The following is a 21,374-nucleotide window of genomic DNA, read 5'->3' on the forward strand; positions in this document are numbered from 1 at the left end:
GTCTACGTTTTCGAGAACAGTCCTGTCGTTGCTCATGATACGAAGTTCGCCATTTCTACACGAGCAAGCTGGCCCCCTTCTAGTCCAAATTAGCCGTATTTCGCCGTCAGGGTCGAAATGTACTGCAAGAGAAGTTCCACAGTTATCACACACTGCTACTGCCTTCTGTATTTCATTATTGCCAGCCATCTCTACTGAAGCTTAGGAGACAACGGCTCTTATTTCCCTGACATTTTCACTAACTCACTGTGTTTTGATTAACTGGGAGAATCAATCTACGTTCAGTTTGCACACGTAGTTGCCGTTCAGTATAGGCGAAGAAGTGTACACTCACCGCGAGCGAACCGAGTGAGCGAGCGGGCCGACGACCGACCCGTAGGGGAGGGAGGAGTGCTTTTAATCAACATTTTGCCGAGCGACCGAGCGCTAGCGAGGGAGCGCAGAGCAAAATGCTGGCACACGTCGTTATCGAACCGTCGATTCAGTTTCAAGAACGGCTCCGAATAAAGAAACCGCACTATTAGCTACTGGTATGTAAATCACTTCAGTGGTCACTATCGTCGCCCGTCCGGAACGACAGGTCCAGCGACGGTGCCGAGTGGGTGAGCGATCCCATCGAGATCACGTCGACGCCCGTGGCGGCGTAGTCGGGAACGTCCGCGAGGGTAATCCCGCCGCTGGCTTCGGCCAGCACGCCCTCGTGATCGGCGAGCGTCTCGACGGCCGCCCGCGTCTCCGCCGGCGTCATGTTATCGAGCAAGACGATGTCTGCACCCGCGTCGGCCGCCCGCGGCGCGTCCGCGACGGTTTCGACCTCGACGTCGATCTTCGTCGCAAACGAGGTTTGTTCCCGAAAGTGAGCCACCGCCTTCTCGAGTCCCATCTCGGCGATGTGGTTGTCCTTGACCATCACCATGTGGGAGAGGTCGAGTCGGTGGGTGTCGCCGCCGCCCGCGACGACGGCGCGTTTCTCGAGGCCGCGTAGGCCGGGCGTCGTCTTGCGGGTCGCGGCGATCGCCACGTCCGCGGATTCGGTCCGAGCGCGCTCGACCGCCTCGCGCGTCAGCGTCGCGATTCCCGACGCGTGGCCCGCGAGGTTGACTGCGACGCGCTCGCCGCGGAGCACTTCCCGCGTGGACCCCTCGACCCGAAGCAGTTCGTCGCCCGGGTCGACGCCGCTCCCGTCCTCGAGGCGATCGGTTACGGCCACGTCCAGGTAGTCGAAGACGGCCGCTGCGGCCTCTATTCCGGCGACGACGCCCGGCTCTTTCGAGACGAGTCTGCCGGTCGTCTCGCCGGGAACCTGATTCGTCACGTCGTGGTGGCCGACGTCCTCGCGCAGCCAGCGTTCGATTTGTGCGTCGGTGATCATGAGTCTCTCAGTCGTCCGCCGGCGGTCCGGCTGTCGACTCGTCGGGGTCGGTCGCGACGTAGTGGCAGCCGATCGATTCCGGGTTCTCTCCGGCCGCACGCGCGATCAACAGCGCGGTGACGCTGGCGTTTCGAAGTTCGTAGAGATCCCGCGCCGTCCGGGTCCGAATGTAGGCGTCGACCTCGCCCTTGAGCCGCCGGAGGACGGCGCTCGCACGGGCGATTTCCTCGGGATCGCGCTCGAGGCCCAGATACTCGTCCATCGTCTGGGTCAGTCGAGTGAACTTCTCGGCAGCGAAGCGCTCGGGGAGGTCGGGATCCCGGTTCCGGAGTTCGGGCGCCTCGACGACTTCGGGCTCGAATCCGACCGCGTCTTCACCCGCCCGCAGGCCCCAGACCAGCCCCTCGAGCAGACTGGTACTCGCCAGCCGGTTCGCGCCGTGAACGCCGGTGCGAGCGCACTCGCCGACGGCGTAGAGCCGATCGAGCGAGGTTCGGCCCTCCTCGTCGACATCGATGCCGCCACAGAGGAAGTGCTCGCACGGAGCGACCGGGATCTCGTCGCCCTCGATGCCGCGGTCGCGGCACTTTGCCGCGATACCGGGGTAGTCGGCTTCGAACTCGAGCGGCCTCACGTCCAGGACGACCTCGCCGGTTTCCGTGCGTTCGGTTTCGACGGCGCGAGCGACGACGTCCCGCGGTGCGAGGTCGCCCTGCGGGTGGTAGTCCTCCATGAACCGTTCGCCCTCGCCGTTGCGTAACACCGCGCCCTCGCCGCGCAGGGCCTCGGAGAGCAAGAACGGGTCCTCGCCCGCATAGGCCGTCGGATGGAACTGCACGTACTCCATGTCCTCGACATCAGCGCCGGCGAGCGCGGCCATCGCGATGCCGTCCCCGGTCGCGTCGTCGGGGTTGGTCGACCGGCCGTAGAGCGCGCCGACGCCGCCGGTCGCGAGAATCGTCGCGCCGGCATAGACGGGGGCACCGCTCTCCGTCTCGTCACTGACGACGCCGTGGACGCGCCCCTCGGCGGTGATCAACTCGAGCGCGGCGGTGTCCTGACGCACCTCGATCCGCTCGTGGTCGTCGAGATAGTGCAGGAACGGCCGCAGGATGTGCGTTCCCGTCGCGGCGTCGACGTGGAGGATGCGGTACTCGGAGTGTGCGGCTTCTCGCGTGTAGTCGAACGCGCCGTCGTCGCCCTCGTCGAACCCCACCTCGAGGGTGTCGACGAGCACGTCCTCGACGGCGTCGTCGGCGTGTTCGACGAGCGCGTCGACGGCGTCGGGATCGGCAGTACTGCCGCTGGCATCGATGATGTCCCGCTTGAGGCTCTCGGGATCCCCTCGAGTCGTCGAGATACCGCCCTGCGCCCAGTCGGTGCTGGCGTCGTCGGGTTTCGTCGCTTTCGTCAGGAGGAGCACGTCAGCACCCTCGCGCGCGGCCGCGAGCGCGGCCGAACAACCAGCGATGCCGCTGCCGACGACGAGCACGTCCGCGGTCTCGCCGTCGGTCGTCGTCTCCGTTCCGGTGTTCGTCTCGGTCATGATCAGATTTCGAGCATTCGATCGAGCGCGACGCCCGCGAGTTCCTTCTCCTCGGGCGCGACCTCGATCACGTTGTGTTCGCGACCCTCGACGAGTTCCTCGAGCACCCACGCGAGGTAGTTCGGGTCGATCTGGCGCATGGCGTTGCAGTCCATGCAGGCGTCGCCACAGAGCGGGAGGACGTTCACCTCGGGGTGCCAGCGCTGGAGGTGGTTCGTGAGGTGGATTTCGGTACCGATGGCCCACGTGTCGCCGGGGTCGGCGTTCGCGACGGTCTCGCAGATCGTCGCCGTCGAGCCGGCCACGTCCGCGGCTTCGACGACTTCGCGGCGACACTCGGGGTGAACGATGACCTTGGCACCGGGGTTTTCCTCGCGGACTTGCTCGATGTGGTCCTGGCGGAACCGCTCGTGGACCTGGCAGTAGCCGTCCCAGAGGATGATGTCGCTCTCGGCGACCTCCTCGGCGTCTTTCCCCTCGGGATCCCACGGGTCCCACTCGGCGATTTCGTCTTCCATGCCGAGCCGGTGGGCGGTGTTCTCCCCGAGGTGTTTGTCGGGCAGGAAGAGGACCTTGTCACCCCGATCGAAGGCGTACTCGAACGCCTCGTGTGCGTTCGACGAGGTGCAGACGAGCCCGCCCTGACTCGCACAGAAGGCCTTCAGATCCGCGTAGGAGTTCATGTAGGTGATCGGGATGATGTTCGCGTCGGGCGCGGCGGCCGTGATCTCGGCCCACGCGCTGTCGACCTGCAGGGCCTCGGCCATCCCCGCCATCGGACACGACGCCTCCATGCTCGGGAGGATCACCGACTGGTCGTCGTCCGTGATGATGTCCGCGCTCTCAGCCATGAACGTCACGCCGCCGAAGATCACGTACTCGGCGTCCGCGTTGGCGGCCTCCTTCGAGAGCTGGTAGGAGTCACCGATGAAGTCCGCGTGCTCGACGATCTCCCGCCGCTGGTAGTTGTGCCCCAGGATCACCACGTCGTCGCCGAGTTTTTCGAGCGCCGCCTCGATGCGGTCGGTCCGCTCCTCGGCCTCGAGGTCCCGGTATCGGGACGGCAGTTGCTCGAGGGTGTCGTATTTGAACAGACTCAGATCGGTTTCCAGCTCCGCCGTTTCCATTTTGACCATCTTCCGTCACCTGTGATTGCTCGCATATCACAGGCGGGTATTGAATAACTTTTTCCTTCGAACAAGGTGTCCGGGGGAATACCATCGAGGTATACAACGATAGAAAACGTCTCGTCAGTTGCTCACCGGTATCGATCGGTCCGTATTCGTGACTGTCGCTCGGCCGTTCACTGGCGTCTTTTCCGTGGAGCCCCTAGCAGTGGTATGGCACTCGAGGACGCCTTCTCGCAGTTCACGCGGCGAGACTGGGAGCACGAATCCGTCGAGGGAACGGTCCGACTCGCCGTCGTCGGTATCGGCGGCTTCGCACGACAGCGTGCGCTCCCCGCGATCGCGGCGGGCAACTACTGCGAGACGACGGTGCTCGTCACGAGTTCACCGGATCGCACCGTTCCCGTCGCCGAGGAGTACGACGTCGACCACGTCGTCGACTACGACGGGTTCCTCGCCGGCGATCTGGTCGACGCCTACGACGGGATCTACGTCGCGGTACCGAACGCGTTTCACGGGCGATACGCCACTTCGGCGGCCGAGTTCGGGAAGCACGTCATCTGCGAGAAGCCCCTCGAGACCACCGCCGAGCGCGCTCGAGACGTCGTCGACGCCTGCGCCGACGCCGGCGTGACGCTGATGACGGCCTACCGGCTCCAGACCGAGCCGACGGTTCGGCGCGCGCGGGAACTCGTCCGCGAGGGCGTGATCGGCGACGTCGTGCAGGTCCACGCCGGTTTTTCGCACCCGCTGCTCGAGCACGCCGATCCCGACACGTGGCGGCTCGATCCCGACCTCGCGGGCGGCGGCGCGCTGGTCGATCTCGGGATCTACCCGCTCAACACGATCCGGTTTCTCCTCGATTGCGAGCCCACGGGCGTGTACGCCACCACCCACTCGAGCGGCGACCCGTTCGCCGACGTCGACGAACACGTCGCCGTCCAGCTCGAGTACGAGACCGGCGCGACGGCCTCCTGTACCGCCAGTTTCGACGCCCACGCCCGGAGCGCCCTCGAACTGGTCGGCACGGAGGGGATGATCGACATCGAGTCGCCGTTCGGCGGCGTCGTCCCCCAGGAAATGGTCGTCGAGAGCGGCGACGTTCGGATGGAGTACACCGGCCCGCCGGTCGACGAGGTTCGCGAGGAGTTCGACTACTTCGGCTACTGCGTGCTGACCGGGACCGATCCCGAACCCGACGGCGAAGACGGACTCGCGGACCTTCGTGCGATCGAGGCCGCCTACGAGTCGGCCGAGACGGGCCGTCGAGTGAGCCTCGAGTGATACGGACTGTTGTAACGATTTACCGGAGCAACCGCAGGGTGGTTCGCGGTTGCTCCGGAACTGACTTCCAGCAGTCCGTATGAGCCGTCCCGGTCGAAACGCGAGGACCGGCGGCTATTCATGTCCGGATCGTCTACGGAGGGATATGGAGGACGTTACGGACGCTGGAATCTACGCGCGGGAATCGCCGTACCTCGACCGGTACGTCCAGATCGGAGCCGCCAGCGGGCGAGTCCTGAGCGTCTCGTTCCCGGAGATCCCCGACGACGGTGCCGAGGACGACCACGCCGTTCTCGATCGGATCTTCGAGTACCTCGACGGCCTCGAGCCGATCACCTTCGACGACGTGCAGGTCGCGATGACCATGCCGACCGACCAGCGGGCGGTCCTCGAGGGGGTCCAGGAGATTCCCTACGGCGATCAGGTCACCGTCGAGACGCTCGCCCGGATGACCTCCGGACTCGATCACGAGAACGAGGACGACATCATTCTCGTCCGAACCGCGCTCGACGAGAACCCCGCCCCGCTCCTCATTCCGGATCACCGCGTGCGCGACGGTCCCAGCGCCGCCCCGCCGGACATCGAACAGAAGCTTCGGTCGCTCGAGGGGCTGTAAACGGCCGACATTGCTGGATCGTCGACGATATCGACACGGGGAGACGTGAGACGCAACTGCGGCGTTCGAACGCGACCTCGAGTGAATCTGATCGTCGTCAGTTCGGCCGTCCCGAGCTGTTGATGATGTCTGTTTCTCGAACGGGTTGTTTGACGAGAAGACGCACAATGAAGCGCTCCGCTATCGTGGCAACAGTGAATCGCCACGTCCTCCCCAACCGATTTCTACTCACGGCGGCGGAACCGCCGTCTGTTCACGGGCTTTCTGCCCGTTCACATGGTATGCGAGGCCCACGGCCTCGCACTATTCGTATGGTTCGCGGAACCTCCGGTTCCGCGCTAACACTCACGCCTTCGGCGTTCGCTCATCCCTCGCACGAGTTTACCCGCGGTTCGTCGGCGACTCACCGCGGCCAGGCGCGCGCCACGGCACGTCGGTTAATCGGTCCGTAGCGAGACGTAGATCGTCGGCACTGTGCAGAAGTATCCCCGTGTGCTCTGAACGAACCCTCGAGAAACCGTTTGCCGAACGAAACCGGACGGCATGGGCCCGTTAGAACTCCGACCGATCGACCTTCTCGGGCGCTTCGAACGCCGTCGCCAACTCGAGCAACTGTACCAGAATCCGACCCGTCGCACCCCAGACGGTGTAGCCGTTCACGCGGAAGTAGTGAATCACGATCTCGCCGTAGTAGGGGTGGCTCCGGCGCTCGTACTCGTAATTGTCCGGATCGAGGAGCCCCGAGAGGGGAAGGACGACGATTTCGGCGACCTCGCTCTCCTCACGAACGTACTCCCGATCGGGCACGTGCGCGACGAAGGGCGTCACGGCGTACTCGGTGACCGTCCGGATGTCGTCGAGCTGTCCGACCACCTCGGCTTCGTTGCGCTCGAGGCCGATCTCCTCGTTGGCCTCTCTGAGGGCCGTCTCGAGGATCGTCTCGTCGACCGACTCGGCCCCGCCGCCGGGAAAGCTCATCTGTCCGGGGTGTTCGCCGAGGTGGTCGGCCCGGCGGGTGAAGAGCAGGTGGTCCTCGCCGTCGCGGTCGACGATCGGCGCGAGGACGGCCGCGTCGTACTCTTGATCGGTAATCTCGGTGGGCTCGTACGCCGCGATCGGCTCGAGGGTCAGTCTCGTCGTCATTCCTCGAGGACGTCCTCCAGTCGCGTCCGTTCGTCCGCGAGATCGACGGGGGCCCACGCCTCGATGTCGTAGCTGACGTCGAGCAGGGTTCGGAGTCGCGCCGCGTCCCCCTCGGTGACGGCCTCGTCGGCGGCCGCGACGAACCGCTCGCGGGCCGCCTCGCCCAGCGGCTCGCGAGCGGGCCGCCGCCGCCCGACGTCGAGAATGTGTGGGAGGTCTTCCGCGTGCTCCGGCACCGTCGGAAACGCCGTCGGACCGGGAACCAGTAGCGCCTCGTCGTCCGCGGTCGTCGACGTTTCGTCCCGACCGGCGGGATCGTACCGAACGAGCGCGAACGACTCGAGCGCCTCGTCGATCGCCGTCTCGAGGGCCCCGTCGTCGACGGACTGCCCGTCGGCGCGGTAGGCCGCTTCGGCGAGCGCCCGCTCCAGTTCCTCGCGGGTCAGCCCGCCAAAGAGATCGACCACGCCGGCCAGTTCGTCGGCGGTCGCATCCATACGCGATCCAACGGCCGGTGAGAGGATTAGTCTTGCGAGCGCGAGCCGATGCGTCGGTTCTGCCACGGCCGGGCCGCTGCGAGCACGTCCGCCGGCGTGAACGGGGCCTCGGTCCACCGCGGCAGGCGCGCGTCCGATCCCGGCGGCGCGATCGATCCGGCGTAGCGCGCCAGCTGGTCCCGTTCGTCCGCCGGGTCGTACTCGAGGTCGTTGAACGCCGCGTCGGCGCGATAGCCGTCGATCAGGTCGTCGCCGACGGCGCGATAGCGCTCCGGTAGCGTCTCGTAGTCGAGGTCGACCCCGTGTTCCTCGAGCACGCGCAAGAGCGCGGCGGCGACCTCGCGGCTCATTCCCTCGAGACCGGCGTCGCCGGCGACCGCGCGGTGGTCGTGCTCGTGGCGGCCGAGGTCGACCTGGGCGGTTCCGCCGAAGCCGGCGGTTTCGTAGGCGTCGCCGAGCGTGCCGACCTCGAGGCCCCACGCGCGCGGTGCGCGGAGCCGTCGGGCGAGCTCGTCGGTCACGGCGAACTCGCCGGCCAGCGCGTACCGGAACGCGCCGAGGTAGTCGACGATGGGCGCGTCGTGGGTGTCCGCGAGCGCTCGAACGAGCGGTTCGTAGAACAGGCGAAAGAGTCGACCGTAGAGCCGGCCGCGTTCGACGCGAGCGTAGTATCCCTTCGAAAAATCGTACTCCATCGTCAGCGGCGCGAGCAGCCGGCGAACGTGCTCGCCCTCGTAGCTTCGGGCGTCGGCGTCGTGGACGACGACGGCGTCGCCGCCGTCGGCGGCGGGCCCGAGCGCGAGCCAGACGTCTCGGCCCTTTCCGAAGTCGCCCGCCAGCCCCGCCTCGGCGAGCAGCGCATCGACGCCGGGTGCGTTACACCAGAGGACGCGGATCGGCAGCGCGAAGCCGTCGAGCCACTCGCGGAACGCCCCGATCTCGCCGGCGGCGGCGCGGACGGGAACGAAGACCGCCGCAGGCGACGGCTCGAGGCGCTCGAGTTCACCGAGGACGCGTTCGGCGGCGGGGCTCTCGTACTCGCGGGCGGTCATCGGGACGACGATGGCCGTTTCGCCGACCGCGGCCGCGGCGTCGCGGGCGAGGGCCTCACTCATCCCGTCGCCCTCGCCGAACTCGTGGAGCGTCGCGATCCGCTCCTGGACGTACTCCATCGGTGTGGTGTTCGAGCGGACCGGTAAAACGGCCACGAATGCGGCCAGATATACTGTCGGCTGTCAGCAGGCGTGTCAGTCCGATCATCAGACGAATGGGTGCCGCCGAATCGGTACTCGGGAACGGTCGGTGGCAGAGACGTGATTACGGACGGGGCCGGGAGCGGTCTCGAGGGCGGCTGAAACGCTCTCGCCGACTGTCGTCCGCATCGGGCACGACGGCCGACTCGGGGTCCGAAAGAGCACCGGTCTTTTTCTTCCCCTCCTGCTTACAGGGAGAACATGAAATCAGTCCGGAAGGCGCTTCGCGAAGACGAACTCGAGAAGGACACCTACGATCGGCTCGTCTGTGCCGAGTGCGAGAAGCCGCTGAAGACCGAAAACGACCCGGACGAGATCAAGACGGTCCGGATTTGCCCCGACTGCGAGGCGGAGTGGAAAGAGATCCGATAGGGACCGGCGGCCGACCCGTGCGGTCGGATCGAGGCGCTCCTTTCCGAGCGAGTGGCTGCCGACGGCATCAGTGTCGTCGCGACTCGAGACCTGTTTGATCGGCCGGTCGGCCGACCGGCCGGATCGACGTTCCGGGCGTCCCGTTCTGTCCCCGAGCGACACAGTCCCGACTGTGAGAAACGACGAGCGTCGCGATCGGTTCGACCGCCGATCCGGGAGCGATGCGTTCGGTGTGCGAACGCGCTGACTGATAGGGCCGGTTGGAAGTCAGTTCCGGGACGACCGCGACCGTACGTGCGGTTGTTCCGGTAACCGGGTACGACCGATCCGCTGACGCTACCGTTCGCCCGCCATCGAAGAAAAGAGCCGCTCCTCGAACTCGTCGCGACTGATCCCGTCGGAGGGCCCGATTCCGTTCATGTGGTCGACCGAGAGCTGTCCGCCGCCCATCCGCGCGTGGCCGCCCGCGCTGGCCATCGGAATGTCGCTGATGGCGTGGCGCAGCGTCTCGCCCATATGGACCCGATCGTCGCGCGATCGGCCGGAGAGGTGAAGCGTTCCGTCGTTTTCGCCGTAGACGACGACCGCCGTGACTCCCTCGAGGTGCATGAGTTCGTCCGCGGCCTGGGGAATCGCGTCGACGTTGCCGACCTCGCCGACGTCGCAGACGGCGAAGGGGCCCTCGACGCGCTTCTGAGTGATCGCCGTCGCCTTGACCTGCAACACGTCGTCGCTGACCTGCGGGTTCGCGATCCGGTCGAGCAGGTCCTCGTCGATCCCGGAAAACAGGGCGGCGCAGGCGTCGAACTCCGCCCGCGAACAGCCGTTCGTCAGGTGGTTCGTATCGGACTGGATACCGTACAGCAGCCCCGTCGCCAGTTGCGGCGAGATTTCGACCCCGCTCGAGTCCTCTTCGTCGGCCATCGTCGCGCCGATGTCGTGCAGGTACTCGACGAGGATCGTCGACGCCGCACCGTATTCCGTCCGCACGTCGGTGAACTTCGTGCCGGCCCCGTTGCCGGGATGGTGGTCGACGACCGCGACCGGTTCGACGGTCTGGGCCCCGGTGAATCCCCGCGGCGTGTTGTGATCGACCAGAACCACCGCGTTCGACTCGAGTTGCGAACTCGCGTCGATTGATTCGATGTCCAGATCGAGGACGGTCCGAAACGCGCGGTTTTCCTGGTGGCGGATCTCGCCGGAGAACTGGAGGGTCGCGTCGGTGTCGACCGACTCGGCGATCCTCGCGACGCCCATCGCACAGGACATGGCGTCGGGATCGGGGTTCGGATGCATCAGTACCGTCACGTCATCGTGCGATGCTAACACGCGCTGGAGCCGAACGCCCGGCGGTCGCCGAAACCATCGAATCACCCACCAGCCACCCAAGACGAGCGCGACGACGGCCAGAACCAGTAGCGAGAGAACGAGCGGATCGAGGGACCGGATCGAGTCGCCGATCGACTCGGTCACCAGCGGGTTCGCCCCGACGAACGTCGCGGCTGTCGGGGCGCTCCGTAAGCTCATATCAGAAACTCAGATCGAACCACCATGAAATTTCCCCCGATTTCTCCCGATTCGGGGTGGAGTATAACCGGTGGTCCCGTCTCAGTCGATCCCGAGCGAGGTTAGTGGCCTCGACCTCGGTACGGCCGGCCTCGAGTTATACGGACTATCAGTCGGCGTCGTCAGCCCGATAGCGTTCGATCGCGTCGCGATATCCCTCTCGAAAGGTCGGATAGGCGAACTCGTAGCCGAGATCGCGCAGTTTCTCGTTCGAGCAGCGCTTGCTCGTCAGGATTCGCCGGCGGCCCGCCGCGGAGACGTCGTCGTCCGCGAGCCGTTCGGCCTTCGTCCGCTTCGGCGGGTTTTCGACGCCGCACTCGCCGGCCAGCCAGTCAGCGAACGCCCACTTCGACGCCGGCTCGTCGTCGACTACCTGCACGACCTCGCCACGCGCGAGGTCCTCCTCGAGCAGGTAGCGGACCGCCCCCGCGGCGTCGTCCCGGTGGACCATGTTCAGGTAGCCCTCGGTGACGGGCCCCTCGAGGTAGCGCTCGAGTCGGTACCGGCCGGGGCCGTAGAGCCCGGCGAAGCGAGCCACTGTTCCCTCGAAGCCGTGCTCCGGGGGTAACTCGAGCGCGATCCGCTCGGCCTCGGCGAGCACCTCGGTCTTGTCGGTGGTGGGCTCGAGCGGCGTCTCCTCGTCGACCCAGTCGCCGTCGTGGTCGCCGTGGACACCCGTCGACGAGGTGTAGACCAGCCGCTCGGGCGCGTTCTCGCGTTCGCCGAACTCCTCGATCGCGGTCCGCAATCCGTCGACGTACACCTCGCGGGCGGCCTCGGCACCCCGGCCGCCGCTACTGGCGGCGAAGACGATCGCGTCGACGTCCGGTACCGCTGCGAGCGACCCGCGGTCGGTAACGTCCGCCCGTACCCCCTCGAAGCCGGCCGCTTCGATCCGTTCGAGGCCCTCGTCCGACCGGCGAACGCCGATCGGCTCGTTGTCTCGAGCCGCGAGCTGTCGGCCCAGCTCGATGCCGACGTGTCCGCAACCCAGAATTGCGACCTTCATAGCCGGACTCGTGGCCGACTGCACATAATTTCACCGCTCGAGCGCGGGGTTCCGGTCGGTTTCACCGCAATTTCCGCGCCTTTTCAACTGGACACTCGAGGTGAGCGGCGGGTTGACCACTCACTCGATAGTGACTTCGACCGCGTGGGGAAGCGACGCATTCTCGGCGTAGCCGCCCTCGTTCCACGGATACTCGTCGTCGGTGTCCTCGTCCGGTCCGGCGATCCGCGCGGGCTGGCGGCGGCCGCGTTCGTCCGTGGCTCGAGAGACGAGCGTATACGTGCCGGGCGACGGCTCCCACGCGTCGCGAAACAGCCGCCACGCGCAGTCGTAGTTCGGGCCGAAGAACTCCCCCTCCCGCCAGCTGTCGCCGCCGTCGGTCGATATTTCGATCGTCGTCACCTCGTCGTCGCCGGCCCAGGCGACGCCGACGATTTCGACGATCCCGTCCTCGCGCGGGTTGACGGTCGCGCCGTCCGCGGGACGACCGATCGTGGACTTGACGTTCTCGTCGAAGGTGTAGGGGTGGTCGATCTCGTCGGACTCGAGTTGGTCCCAGGTGTCGAACGTCGAGATCGTCGCGTTGGATTCAGGGCGGACGCCCTCGGGATGGATCCGGTAGGACGACTGCTGCCACCGGGTGAAATCGTCACCGTCGCGGTCGGCCCACTCCTCGCCGTGGACCATCGTCTCCGTGATGTGAAGTTCGGTCAGCCACTTGACGCTGTTGACGCCGTACCAGCCGGGAACGAGCAAGCGAACGGGGTGGCCGTGTTCGGGCGGCAGCGCCTCGCCGTTCATCTCGTAGGCGAGGATGCAGTCCTCGAGCGCCTTTTCCAGCGGGATCGAGCGGGCGAACCGGTCGTTCTCGCCGTCGACTTCGGGGTGATCGCCGCCGACCGCGGTGATCCACAGTCCCTCGTCGGTCGTCGCGCCGTGGTCCGCAAGAATCGCGCTCAGCGGTGCGCCCGTCCAGATCGCGGTGCTGACGGCTCCGTACTCCCACTGGACGCTCCCCGTCTCGGGGTCGAAGTAGCCGCGGCCGTTGCCCGCACACTCCATCGTGTGCGCGACCGCGACCGTGGGGTACTCCTCGCGAAGCTCGGCCATCCCCAGTTCGGTCTCACGCTCGAGGGCCCCCTCGAGCGCGACCGTCCACTCGTCGGCCGCCGGATCCAGCGTCTCGTTGCGGTGGCAGACGTAGTGGTCCTCGATCGGCGTGAGCCAGTTCGCGTACGTCGCTCGATCGGCCGCGCCGACGACTCGATACCGGTCCTCGAGATCGGTGACGGCCTCGGTGCCGGGTTTGCGCTCCAGGATCGCGTCGACCTCCCGTCGTCGGTTTTCGCTGCGCTCGGCGTTCGACATGGCGGGTACACACCGCCGACTGCGATAAACCTGTGTGGTGGTACCGATTCGCGCAAAATCTGCGGTGCTACCGGTACCGAACGGAACCGCGGCGAGCGCGCCTACGGCGCACTGTCCACGATCACGTGCTGGACGTGGACGAACTCGTCGAACGACATCGGCGCTCGCCCCTCGATCTTCTGGTGGACCTCCTTGGCGTCCAGCTCGATCTCGAGGTGACTCTCCACCGCGTCAACGTCGAGCACCGCCGTCGACATCCCCAGCAGGAGATGCTCGAGCGCCATCGTGACGATCGTCTCCGGATCCGGCGTTCCCTCGGCGAGCGACTGAATCTCGGCCGCCTCCTCGAGGGTCAGTTCTGGCGAGTCGCCGGCCGAAAGTGCCTCGAGCGTCTCTGCCTCGAGGCTGGTTTCGCTCGCGACGGCCGCGGGGCCGCGGTCGTCGACGATCGCTGCGAGGTCGTCCTCGTACTCGACCCGGAGCTCGGCGGGCGAGTCGGGGACGGTCATCCGCTGTTCGTAGAACATACCGGACACGACGGGAATACGGCAAAAAGGTGTTGTGACCTCCGCTGATCGGTGCGGTGGCTCCGATCGCCTTTGCTCGGAAATCGGCGGTCGGTGGTCAGTGGTCGGTGGTTGGCGATCGGTGGTCAGTGGTCGGCAGTCGGCCGCCTGCTCGAGCGAGTTGATATGACCCACATCTAGGCTTATCGGAACGTTCAACAGGACTCACTCGTATGAGAGTGATATGAAAGTTGCCCTGATCGGAGTCGGTCAGGCCGGTGGGAAGATCACCGAACGGCTCGCCCGGTTCGACGCGGACATGGGTTTCGGAGCCGTTCAGGGTGCGCTGGCCATCAATTCCGCGGACGCAGACCTCCAGTCGCTCGACATCGTCGACACGCAGCTGATCGGTGCCGACCGCGTTAACGGCCACGGCGTCGGCGGCGACAACGAACTCGGCACGGAAGTCATGCAGTCGGACATCCAGCAGGTCCTCGGCTCGCTCGACGGCCGCGTCACCTCGACGGCGGAAGCGATCTTCGTGGTCGCCGGCCTCGGCGGGGGCACCGGCAGCGGCGGCGCGCCCGTGCTCGTCCACCACCTCCAGCAGGTCTACGACGTCCCGATCTACGCGCTCGGCGTCCTGCCCGGACGCAACGAGGGGGCGCTCTACCAGGCCAACGCCGGCCGCTCGCTGAAGACGCTCCTCCGGGAGGCCGATTCGACGCTGCTGATCGACAACGACGCCTGGCACGAACAGGGCGAGAGCGTCGAAGGGGCCTTCGAAACGATCAACGAGAAGATCGCCCAGCGGGTCGGCCTGCTGTTCGCCTCCGGCGAGGCCGTCGAGGGCGTCGGGGAAAGCGTCGTCGACTCGAGCGAGGTCATCAACACCCTCCGCGCGGGCGGCGTCGCGGTACTCGGCTACGCGACCGAGATCGCGAGCGAGGACAGCGGCGAGAACATTACCACCGCGATGAGCGTTTCGAGACAGGCGCTGTTGACGGGGACGAGCCTGCCGGACGCGACGACGGCCGACTCGGCGCTGCTGGTCATCGCCGGCCAGCCCGACGCGATCCCCCGGAAGGGCGTCGAGAAGTCCCGGCGCTGGCTCGAGGACGAGACCGGAAGTATGCAGGTCCGCGGCGGGGACTTCCCGCTTGACAGCGATCGCCTCGGCGCGCTGGTCTTACTCGGCGGCGCGGAGCGATCCGATCGGATCGAGGCGTTCATGGAACGGGCCCGGGAGGCGAAGGAAGCCCAGGAGACGGAATCGACCGACCACGCCGACCAGTTCGCTGACGATCGGCTCGAGAACCTCTTCTAGACGGTTCTGAACCGTCGGAAGGGCTTTTTACTTCGGGTTCACTGACAGTCACAATGACCGAGGAGTGGACCGGCGGGATCGTCACGGATCGCGGCGGTGACGGCCCGCCAACCGTCGCGGAGTGGGAGCCGGTTTCGGTCCCCGGACGACCCCCGTCGTTCGCCGGAGCGGGACCGATCGCCTATCGAACGCGGTTTCCGGACCCTCGAGACGACGAGACCGAACGCGCGATGCTCGAACTCCGCGGGGCCTACGACCGCGCGGAAATCTGGCTGAACGGCACGCGTCTGGCCACGCACGAGCCACACTTCGTGCCGGCCAGCCTCGAGTTCGATCCCCGACCCGCGAACGAACTGATCGTCGTCTGCGAGCGCCCCGAGTCGTTCGCGGGCATCTACGCGACCGACGCGGTTCCCGACCGGCTCGGAACGCCCGGTATCTGGTGGGGCCTCGAGGTCGAATCGCGGCCCCGAACGCTTCTCCGGCAGTTCGAGGCGCGGCCGCGACTGGGCGCGGCCCGGGAAGCGTCCGCGAGCGCGGAGACCGCCGCGAACGGGGCCGCGAACGCGACCACTGACGGCGGCGGCGCGGCGATCGACGTCTCATTCGCGGTCGACACCGACGTGGGGATCGACGACGCGGTGTCGCTGTCGCTGCGACCGGAGGGGTTTCGCGGAGGCGCCTCGATGGAGCGGATTCCGATCGAGGCCGAGGCGGGCGAGCGAACGACGGTCTCCAGAACGGTATCGATCAGGGAGCCGTCGCTGTGGTGGCCCCGCGGGTACGGCCCGCAACACCGGTACACGGTGCGGGCGAAACTGGGCGCCGACGCCGTCGAACGGACCGTCGGGCTCCGCCACGTCGAACGCGACGCCGACGGCCTGCTGGTCAACGGCCGGCGCGTCCGGGCCCGCGGATTCACGCGACTCCCCGGCGGTGACCCGCGCGAGGACGTCCGCCGGGCCGTCGACGCGAACGCGACGCTGCTTCGTGCTCGCGCGCACGTCCCGCGAAGATCGTTCTACGAGGCCTGCGACGAGGCCGGGGTTCTCGTCTGGCAGGATCTGCCCGCCAGCGGAGCCGAGCTTCCCGTCGACCGGGGAACGGAGCTGGCGTCCGCGCTCGTCGAGACGTACGGGCACCATCCGAGCCTCGCGATGGTCGGCGTGCAGGATCAACCGACGGACCCGTACGAATCGCCGCTGGGAAGCGGCTTCCTCGCGAAACTCGCCGTTCGGTATCGGGCGTGGCGGACGGCGGTCGATCGCGGTCCCGCGACCGAGATCGCCGCGGCCCTCCCAGACGAGCTGCCGGTCGTTCCCGTGACGGGGCCGCCGGGAACCGATCCAGACGCGGCCCACCTCTTCCCCGGTTGGCAGTACCTCGAGGCCGCGGATATCGACTGGCTCCTCGAGACCTATCCCGTACTCGGCGAGGTGGTTGGCAGGTTCGGAGCCGGCTCGCTAGCGGACGACGACGCCGATCCGACTGCGGTTCCCGGTCTCGAGCCGGCGCTGCTCGAGCGCGGCGCGACCGGTGTCGAGGGGTCACAGCGAGAGCAGGCACGAACGCTGAAGACTGTCGCGGAGGCGCTTCGGCGGCGGGGCTGTGGCGTCTTCGCGGCATCGACGCTCCGGGACGGCGCGCCGGGCGGCGGAATGGGCGTCCACACCGTCGAGGGTGACCCGAAGCGAGCCGCCGAGGCGATCGCGCAGTCCTACGAGCCCGTCCAGGCCGTCCTCGACGGACCACCGGCTCCCGGGACGGTCGGCATTACCCTCTGTAACGACACGCACGAGGCACTCGAGCCGATCGTCGGCTGGCGGGCCGGCGACCGCACGGACGCGGAACGGGTCAGCGTCGGCCCGCTCGAAACGGCGCCCGCCGGATCGGCGCGGATTCCGCCGGAGGCGGACCGGGTCGCCCTCGAAATCGCCGTCGGTAATCAGACGGTTCGAAACGGGTATCGGATATAAATACGAGAGCCACTGAATGGTACCATCTAACACGGCGGAACGAGGCCCCTGCTAACGGTTTTCAGGGGTGTTGTGACCGGTACATTTAAATTACAAGGGCCAGTATTCACAGGTACCAGAACGCCACCGGGGCGCGTATCGCTCGACGATCGATGACAGGAAATCTTATTCACCGAGGTTTCGCAGATCGTGAGCAGTCGCTTCGAACAGGGAGACGGCCAGTACTGAGTCACTCGCCGAATCGTCGGCGAACGGCTTATACGGCCGTCAAACCGGTTCTCCGGTGCGGGTATGGCACAGAGGTTTGAGTAACATGGTAGACGAATCGAAAAACATCGAACTGACAGAGGACGACCTAGCAAACAAATCGAAAGGGCAGCTCATCAAGATGGCCGGTCAACTGCGAGACCGGCGAAACGAGCTGAACCAGATGGCTTCCGAGCGCGCTTCCAAACGCGACGATCTCAACGCGAAGACTCGCGAGAAGGTCGACGAAGCCCAGGAGCACCGCGAGCAGCGCGACGAGCTCAACGAACAGGTCCAGGAACACAAGGAAAACCGCAACGAGCTCAACGCCGAAGCCAACGAGCTGTTCGACAAGGTCGAGCAGCTTAAATCGGACATGGAGCTCAACGAGGGGAAGGATCTCGACGAGCTCGAAGAGGAGATCGAGCAACTCGAGTTCAAACAGCAGACCGAGGTCCTCTCGAGCGAGGAGGAAAAGGAGCTCATCGAGAAGATCGAGGGAAAGCGCGAGGAGTACGAGGAGCGCAAGCAGAAGCTCGATCAGAACGAGGACCTCGAGGAGCTCGTCGATGAGGCCGAGGAAGTGCGATCGGACGCCTCCCAGCACCACCAGAAGGTGACGGAGCTGGCGGACAAGGCCCAGGAACACCACAACCAGATGATCGAAGCCTATCGCGAGGCCGACGACATCCGCGACGAGGCCGACGAGATGCACGAGTCCTTCGTCGAGGCCCAGGAGGCCGCCGACCAGCACCACGAGGACTTCGTCCGCGTCCAGAAGCGCCTGCGCGAACTGGACAAGGAAGAAGAAGAGGAGCGCAAGTCCGAGCGCGACAAGAAGAAAGAGGAGGCCAAGGAGGAGGCCGAGGAAATCTATCAGAAGTTCAAGGAAGGCGAGACCCTCGACACCGAGGACCTGATGAAACTCCAGAAGACGGGACTGCTCTAAGTCGATTCCGTCTACCGCGATCTCTCTCCCGATTTTCGGATTTCTCGAGCGGTTTTGACTCGTTTTTCGCACCGATAGAGCGGCGTCCGTAGCCGTGTGACAGCGCTCGTGACGTTCTCAGAACGTGTGAAGGTAGTGTTGTTCTTTTGTCCGCGCGCGTTTTCGCCAGAAGCTAGCAGAGTCATGACATCGAACGAGCACCGGTCGGCCGCGAGCCCGACCGCTCGAGAACGGGTGACCGAGTTCTACGCCGAGTTCAATCACGCCGTGACGAACGGCGGCGAAACGGACGAGTTGGCGGCGACGCTGGCGGACGACGTTTGCTGGACCGACGCTACGACCGGCAGTCACGCCGATCGAACCTATACGGGAATCGAGGCCGTCCTCGAGAACGTAATCAGGGAGCCGGGCCGGCGAGCCGATCACCTCCAGGCGCTGCCGGAACGGGTCATCGAGGCGGACGAAACGACGGTCGTAACGGGTGCCTACGTCGGCACGATCGACGGGCGGAATTTCGACGTCGCGTTCGCCCACGTGTTCGACCTGAACGACGGACGGATACGGACGTGTACCGCCTACAGGGATACCGCCCTCGAGCAACGGGTATTCGATGCATAACACTGCCCGGCGGCGGCTAACGTGGCATGTCCCACTGCGGGACGAAGTATACGATCTATAACAATGGAACGGGACCCACAGTCACTGCTCATGCAACGATACAGGGACGACGCGGACGACGCGGGCGTGGTCGTACCGGGGATCGACGCCCCGAGTACCGTCGCCTGTCTCCGATCGCTCCGACCGCGCGGCGTCCGCACTATCGTCGGTTCCGAGTCGCGGTCGACCCCGGCGGCCGCCTCGGCGTACCGTGACGAGTTCGTCGGCCTGCCGGACCCGAACTCGGATCTCGCCGCGTACGGAGACGCCCTCCTCTCGCTGGCCGAGCGCCCGGACGTCGAGACGATCGTTCCGGTCCGCGAGGAGGACGTGTACGTGCTCGCCGAGCGCAAGGACGCGTTCGCCGACGAGGTCGCGACCCCGTGGCCGGACTTCGAAACCCTCCGGCAGGTACAGGATCGCGTCGAACTGTTCGCGGCCGCCGACGCGGCCGGCGTCGCGGCTCCCGACACCGCGCTCCTCGATCAGTGGGACGACTGGGACCGGGAGACGATCGTGAAACCGCGCTATACCGTCGCTTCGTCCGACTATCTCGGCGCGCGGTTCGACGACGCGGAGATCGGCTCGACGGAGTACCAGCAACCGGGCGTTCGACCGGACCCGCAGGCCGAACTCGAGACGCGCGGCCACGTCCCGATCGTCCAGGAGCGGATCCCCGACTCCCGGGAGTTCGGTTTCTTCGCGCTCTACGATCACGGCGAGGCGGTCGCGACGTTCCAACACTGTCAGCGCCGGGGCTGGAAGTACTGCGGCGGCCCCAGCGCGTACCGGGAGTCGGTCCACATTCCCGAACTCGAGACCGCCGGCCGCGCCCTGCTCGACGAACTCGAGTGGCACGGGCTCGCGATGGTCGAGTTCCTGCGCGACCCCGCGGACGGCGAGTTCAAGCTGATGGAGATCAACCCGCGGTTCTGGTCGTCGCTGCCCTTCTCGGTTCGCGCGGGCGCGGACTTTCCCTACTACTACTGGCAGCTGGCGACCGGCGAGTCGATCGTGTCGGAGCCGACCTACGAGGTCGGGATGGGCGGGCACCTCTTGCGGGGCGAACTCAGCTACCTCCACAGCGTGGCGACCGAAGCGTACCCGCTCGTCGAGCGCCCGTCGCTTCAGACGGCCGCGCGCGAGGTCGCCACGTCGCTCGTTCGCCACCCTCGATTCGATTACGCGGTCGCCGACGATCCGGTGCCGTTCTTCCAGGACGGCGTGAACCTCGTGCGGGCGTGGCTCGACAGCCGGTCCGACGCGGAGCCGCCGGCCGAGACCGAGGCGAACGTCGAGACCGAAATCGCGGACGAAGACGGGACGGAGACTGCCGATACGAGTCCGACCGTGGACGGGGACTCGACGCGGTCGGCCCAGACCGACGGCGGGTCGCCGTCCGACTCGAGGCGACCGTAGCGCCGATCGGTGCCGGACCGACCGCACCGATAACCGCCAACGCTTAACGGGAACCGCCCCCAGCTATCGGTATGACTCGAGGTGCTGTCCGTGGTCAGTAGTGGCGGGATCGATCGACTCGCGACGGTCGCTCTCGGCGGACTCGCGTCCGCCGCCGTCGCGGTCGCCCTGTTCGTCGTCTATCCGGAGACGCTGACGGATCTGCTCGGCGTCCTGGTCGCGATCGCGGCCGTTCTCGTCGGGCTGCGGTTCGCGAGCAATATCGCCGGCTCGCTGTTTCCGGCCTACGATGTCGCCGAGGTCGCCGTCGAGGGTCCGATCAGTCGGGACGGCGGTGGCGGTCCACTCCCCACGAGTCCGGGCGCGACACCGGCCGACGACATCGTCGACCAGATCGATCGCGCGAACGACGACGACAACGTGCGGGCGCTCCTCCTGAAGCTGAACACGCCCGGCGGCGAAGTGGTGCCGAGCGACGATATCCGCCTCGCGGCCGAGCGGTTCGACGGACCCGCGGTCGCCTACGCGACGGACGTCTGTGCCAGCGGCGGCTACTGGATCGCCAGCGGCTGCGACGAGCTCTGGGCGCGAGAGGGCTCCATCGTCGGCTCGATCGGCGTCATCGGCTCGCGGGTCAACGCCAGCGACCTCGCCGAGAAGGTCGGCCTCTCCTACGAGCGATTCGCCGCCGGCGACTACAAGGACGCCGGCACCCCGCTGAAGGACCTCGAGGACGAGGAACGCGAGTACCTGCAGGGGATAATCGACGACTACTACGACACCTTCGTCGAGCGGGTCAGCGACGGGCGGGACCTCGAGCCCGAGTTCGTCCGCGACACCGAAGCGCGGATCTACCTCGGCGAGCAGGCGCACGAGCTCGACCTGGTCGATCACCTCGGCACGCGGCGGGAACTCGAGACCGAACTGGCCGATCGCCTCGACACGGACGAGGTGACCGTCGAGGAGTTCGAACCCGAGCGGCCGCTAATGGCCCGCGTCGGCGCGGGAGCGCAGCGGGTCGCGTACGCCTTCGGTGCCGGGATCGCCGGCCTCGGCGACGGGCGCGGGTTCCGGCTGCGGAGCTGAGGCGGCAATCGGTCTTCACTGCGGAGCACGGCGACCGGCGGTTACCGCTGTGGAG

At 66.6% G+C, this 21,374-nt stretch carries 19 protein-coding genes; 9 read left to right on the plus strand and 10 right to left on the minus strand.

Annotated features, from left to right (window positions below):
• Positions 1-544: 544 nt before the first annotated feature.
• The 3 genes from nadC to nadA are packed head-to-tail and all read right to left on the minus strand — an operon-like array spanning position 545 to position 4,054.
• Complete coding sequence (gene nadC, locus LDH74_RS20225; RefSeq protein ID WP_226040449.1) at positions 545-1,372, minus strand: carboxylating nicotinate-nucleotide diphosphorylase; 828 nt, start codon at positions 1,370-1,372, stop codon at positions 545-547.
• A gap of 7 nt (positions 1,373-1,379) precedes the next feature.
• Positions 1,380-2,918, minus strand: a complete 1,539-nt coding sequence (locus tag LDH74_RS20230; RefSeq protein WP_226040450.1) for an FAD-dependent oxidoreductase — start codon at positions 2,916-2,918, stop codon at positions 1,380-1,382.
• Positions 2,919-2,920: 2 nt separating this feature from the next.
• Positions 2,921-4,054 (minus strand): quinolinate synthase NadA, encoded by a 1,134-nt coding sequence (gene nadA / locus LDH74_RS20235; protein WP_226040451.1) that lies wholly within the window; start codon positions 4,052-4,054, stop codon positions 2,921-2,923.
• A 204-nt stretch (positions 4,055-4,258) separates the two neighbouring features.
• Between nadA and gfo6 the strand changes: the two genes are divergently transcribed.
• Both gfo6 and LDH74_RS20245 read left to right on the plus strand, forming a co-directional pair.
• Positions 4,259-5,329, plus strand: coding sequence for a D-xylose 1-dehydrogenase Gfo6 (gene gfo6, locus LDH74_RS20240; protein ID WP_226040452.1), 1,071 nt, complete (start codon positions 4,259-4,261; stop codon positions 5,327-5,329).
• Positions 5,330-5,474: 145 nt separating this feature from the next.
• On the plus strand, positions 5,475-5,945 hold the full coding sequence (locus tag LDH74_RS20245) for an MGMT family protein (protein ID WP_226040453.1): 471 nt from the start codon (positions 5,475-5,477) through the stop codon (positions 5,943-5,945).
• Positions 5,946-6,497: 552 nt separating this feature from the next.
• Here the strand turns inward: LDH74_RS20245 and LDH74_RS20250 are convergent.
• Genes LDH74_RS20250 through LDH74_RS20260 form a run of 3 tightly spaced genes read right to left on the minus strand, consistent with a single transcriptional unit; the run spans position 6,498 to position 8,757 of the window.
• A complete protein-coding gene (locus LDH74_RS20250) occupies positions 6,498-7,088 on the minus strand; it encodes a CoA pyrophosphatase (protein ID WP_226040454.1) in 591 nt (196 codons plus the stop codon).
• Positions 7,085-7,585, minus strand: a complete 501-nt coding sequence (locus tag LDH74_RS20255; protein WP_226040455.1) for a hypothetical protein — start codon at positions 7,583-7,585, stop codon at positions 7,085-7,087. Before LDH74_RS20255 ends, LDH74_RS20250 begins: the two co-directional genes overlap by 4 nt.
• Positions 7,586-7,611: 26 nt before the next feature.
• Entirely contained in the window at positions 7,612-8,757 is a 1,146-nt protein-coding gene (locus tag LDH74_RS20260) for a glycosyl transferase family 2 (RefSeq protein WP_226040456.1), read from the minus strand.
• 282 nt (positions 8,758-9,039) lie between these two features.
• Here LDH74_RS20260 and LDH74_RS20265 point away from each other — a divergent pair, with 282 nt between their 5' ends.
• A complete protein-coding gene (locus tag LDH74_RS20265) occupies positions 9,040-9,210 on the plus strand; it encodes an HVO_0758 family zinc finger protein (RefSeq protein ID WP_176548119.1) in 171 nt (56 codons plus the stop codon).
• Positions 9,211-9,546: 336 nt separating this feature from the next.
• Here LDH74_RS20265 and LDH74_RS20270 read toward each other — a convergent pair whose 3' ends face one another.
• The 4 genes from LDH74_RS20270 to LDH74_RS20285 all read right to left on the minus strand — a co-directional run bounded on the left by LDH74_RS20270 (position 9,547) and on the right by LDH74_RS20285 (position 13,680).
• Complete coding sequence (locus tag LDH74_RS20270; protein WP_226040457.1) at positions 9,547-10,737, minus strand: DHH family phosphoesterase; 1,191 nt, start codon at positions 10,735-10,737, stop codon at positions 9,547-9,549.
• A 148-nt stretch (positions 10,738-10,885) separates the two neighbouring features.
• Complete coding sequence (locus LDH74_RS20275; RefSeq protein WP_226040458.1) at positions 10,886-11,785, minus strand: SDR family oxidoreductase; 900 nt, start codon at positions 11,783-11,785, stop codon at positions 10,886-10,888.
• A gap of 120 nt (positions 11,786-11,905) precedes the next feature.
• Positions 11,906-13,153, minus strand: coding sequence for a sulfite oxidase (locus LDH74_RS20280; protein WP_226040459.1), 1,248 nt, complete (start codon positions 13,151-13,153; stop codon positions 11,906-11,908).
• Between the two features lie 101 nt (positions 13,154-13,254).
• A complete protein-coding gene (locus LDH74_RS20285; RefSeq protein WP_226040460.1) occupies positions 13,255-13,680 on the minus strand; it encodes a DUF5791 family protein in 426 nt (141 codons plus the stop codon).
• Positions 13,681-13,903: 223 nt separating this feature from the next.
• Between LDH74_RS20285 and LDH74_RS20290 the strand changes: the two genes are divergently transcribed.
• The 6 genes from LDH74_RS20290 to sppA all read left to right on the plus strand — a co-directional run bounded on the left by LDH74_RS20290 (position 13,904) and on the right by sppA (position 21,319).
• Positions 13,904-14,986, plus strand: coding sequence for a tubulin/FtsZ family protein (locus LDH74_RS20290; protein WP_226040461.1), 1,083 nt, complete (start codon positions 13,904-13,906; stop codon positions 14,984-14,986).
• 53 nt (positions 14,987-15,039) lie between these two features.
• Positions 15,040-16,962 carry a glycoside hydrolase family 2 gene (locus tag LDH74_RS20295; protein WP_226040462.1) on the plus strand — a complete coding sequence of 641 codons (1,923 nt, stop codon included), beginning with the start codon at positions 15,040-15,042 and terminating at the stop codon, positions 16,960-16,962.
• Positions 16,963-17,275: 313 nt separating this feature from the next.
• Positions 17,276-18,157 (plus strand): phosphoserine phosphatase, encoded by an 882-nt coding sequence (locus tag LDH74_RS20300; RefSeq protein WP_226040463.1) that lies wholly within the window; start codon positions 17,276-17,278, stop codon positions 18,155-18,157.
• 183 nt (positions 18,158-18,340) lie between these two features.
• Positions 18,341-18,775, plus strand: coding sequence for a nuclear transport factor 2 family protein (locus tag LDH74_RS20305; protein WP_226040464.1), 435 nt, complete (start codon positions 18,341-18,343; stop codon positions 18,773-18,775).
• A 90-nt stretch (positions 18,776-18,865) separates the two neighbouring features.
• The gene (locus LDH74_RS20310; RefSeq protein WP_226042573.1) at positions 18,866-20,233 is read left to right on the plus strand and encodes a carboxylate--amine ligase; all 1,368 of its coding nucleotides are present in this window, start codon (positions 18,866-18,868) and stop codon (positions 20,231-20,233) included.
• A 90-nt stretch (positions 20,234-20,323) separates the two neighbouring features.
• Entirely contained in the window at positions 20,324-21,319 is a 996-nt protein-coding gene (gene sppA / locus LDH74_RS20315; protein ID WP_226040465.1) for a signal peptide peptidase SppA, read from the plus strand.
• Positions 21,320-21,374: the final 55 nt, after the last annotated feature.

This window comes from Natrinema sp. DC36 (assembly GCF_020405225.1).
Classification (GTDB): Archaea; Halobacteriota; Halobacteria; order Halobacteriales; family Natrialbaceae; genus Natrinema.

Bases quoted from the DNA above. Each gene is read 5' to 3' on its own strand.
- LDH74_RS20290 (WP_226040461.1), top strand. From the start codon at position 13,904: ATGAAAGTTGCCCTGATCGGAGTCGGTCAGGCCGGTGGGAAGATCACC.
- nadA (WP_226040451.1), bottom strand. From the start codon at position 4,054: ATGGTCAAAATGGAAACGGCGGAGCTGGAAACCGATCTGAGTCTGTTC.
- LDH74_RS20295 (WP_226040462.1), top strand. From the start codon at position 15,040: ATGACCGAGGAGTGGACCGGCGGGATCGTCACGGATCGCGGCGGTGAC.
- LDH74_RS20285 (WP_226040460.1), bottom strand. From the start codon at position 13,680: ATGTTCTACGAACAGCGGATGACCGTCCCCGACTCGCCCGCCGAGCTC.
- LDH74_RS20230 (WP_226040450.1), bottom strand. From the start codon at position 2,918: ATGACCGAGACGAACACCGGAACGGAGACGACGACCGACGGCGAGACC.
- LDH74_RS20245 (WP_226040453.1), top strand. From the start codon at position 5,475: ATGGAGGACGTTACGGACGCTGGAATCTACGCGCGGGAATCGCCGTAC.
- LDH74_RS20310 (WP_226042573.1), top strand. From the start codon at position 18,866: ATGCAACGATACAGGGACGACGCGGACGACGCGGGCGTGGTCGTACCG.
- LDH74_RS20250 (WP_226040454.1), bottom strand. From the start codon at position 7,088: ATGACGACGAGACTGACCCTCGAGCCGATCGCGGCGTACGAGCCCACC.
- nadC (WP_226040449.1), bottom strand. From the start codon at position 1,372: ATGATCACCGACGCACAAATCGAACGCTGGCTGCGCGAGGACGTCGGC.
- LDH74_RS20255 (WP_226040455.1), bottom strand. From the start codon at position 7,585: ATGGATGCGACCGCCGACGAACTGGCCGGCGTGGTCGATCTCTTTGGC.
- gfo6 (WP_226040452.1), top strand. From the start codon at position 4,259: ATGGCACTCGAGGACGCCTTCTCGCAGTTCACGCGGCGAGACTGGGAG.
- LDH74_RS20260 (WP_226040456.1), bottom strand. From the start codon at position 8,757: ATGGAGTACGTCCAGGAGCGGATCGCGACGCTCCACGAGTTCGGCGAG.
- LDH74_RS20275 (WP_226040458.1), bottom strand. From the start codon at position 11,785: ATGAAGGTCGCAATTCTGGGTTGCGGACACGTCGGCATCGAGCTGGGC.
- LDH74_RS20280 (WP_226040459.1), bottom strand. From the start codon at position 13,153: ATGTCGAACGCCGAGCGCAGCGAAAACCGACGACGGGAGGTCGACGCG.
- LDH74_RS20305 (WP_226040464.1), top strand. From the start codon at position 18,341: ATGACATCGAACGAGCACCGGTCGGCCGCGAGCCCGACCGCTCGAGAA.
- LDH74_RS20270 (WP_226040457.1), bottom strand. From the start codon at position 10,737: ATGAGCTTACGGAGCGCCCCGACAGCCGCGACGTTCGTCGGGGCGAAC.
- LDH74_RS20300 (WP_226040463.1), top strand. From the start codon at position 17,276: ATGGTAGACGAATCGAAAAACATCGAACTGACAGAGGACGACCTAGCA.
- LDH74_RS20265 (WP_176548119.1), top strand. From the start codon at position 9,040: ATGAAATCAGTCCGGAAGGCGCTTCGCGAAGACGAACTCGAGAAGGAC.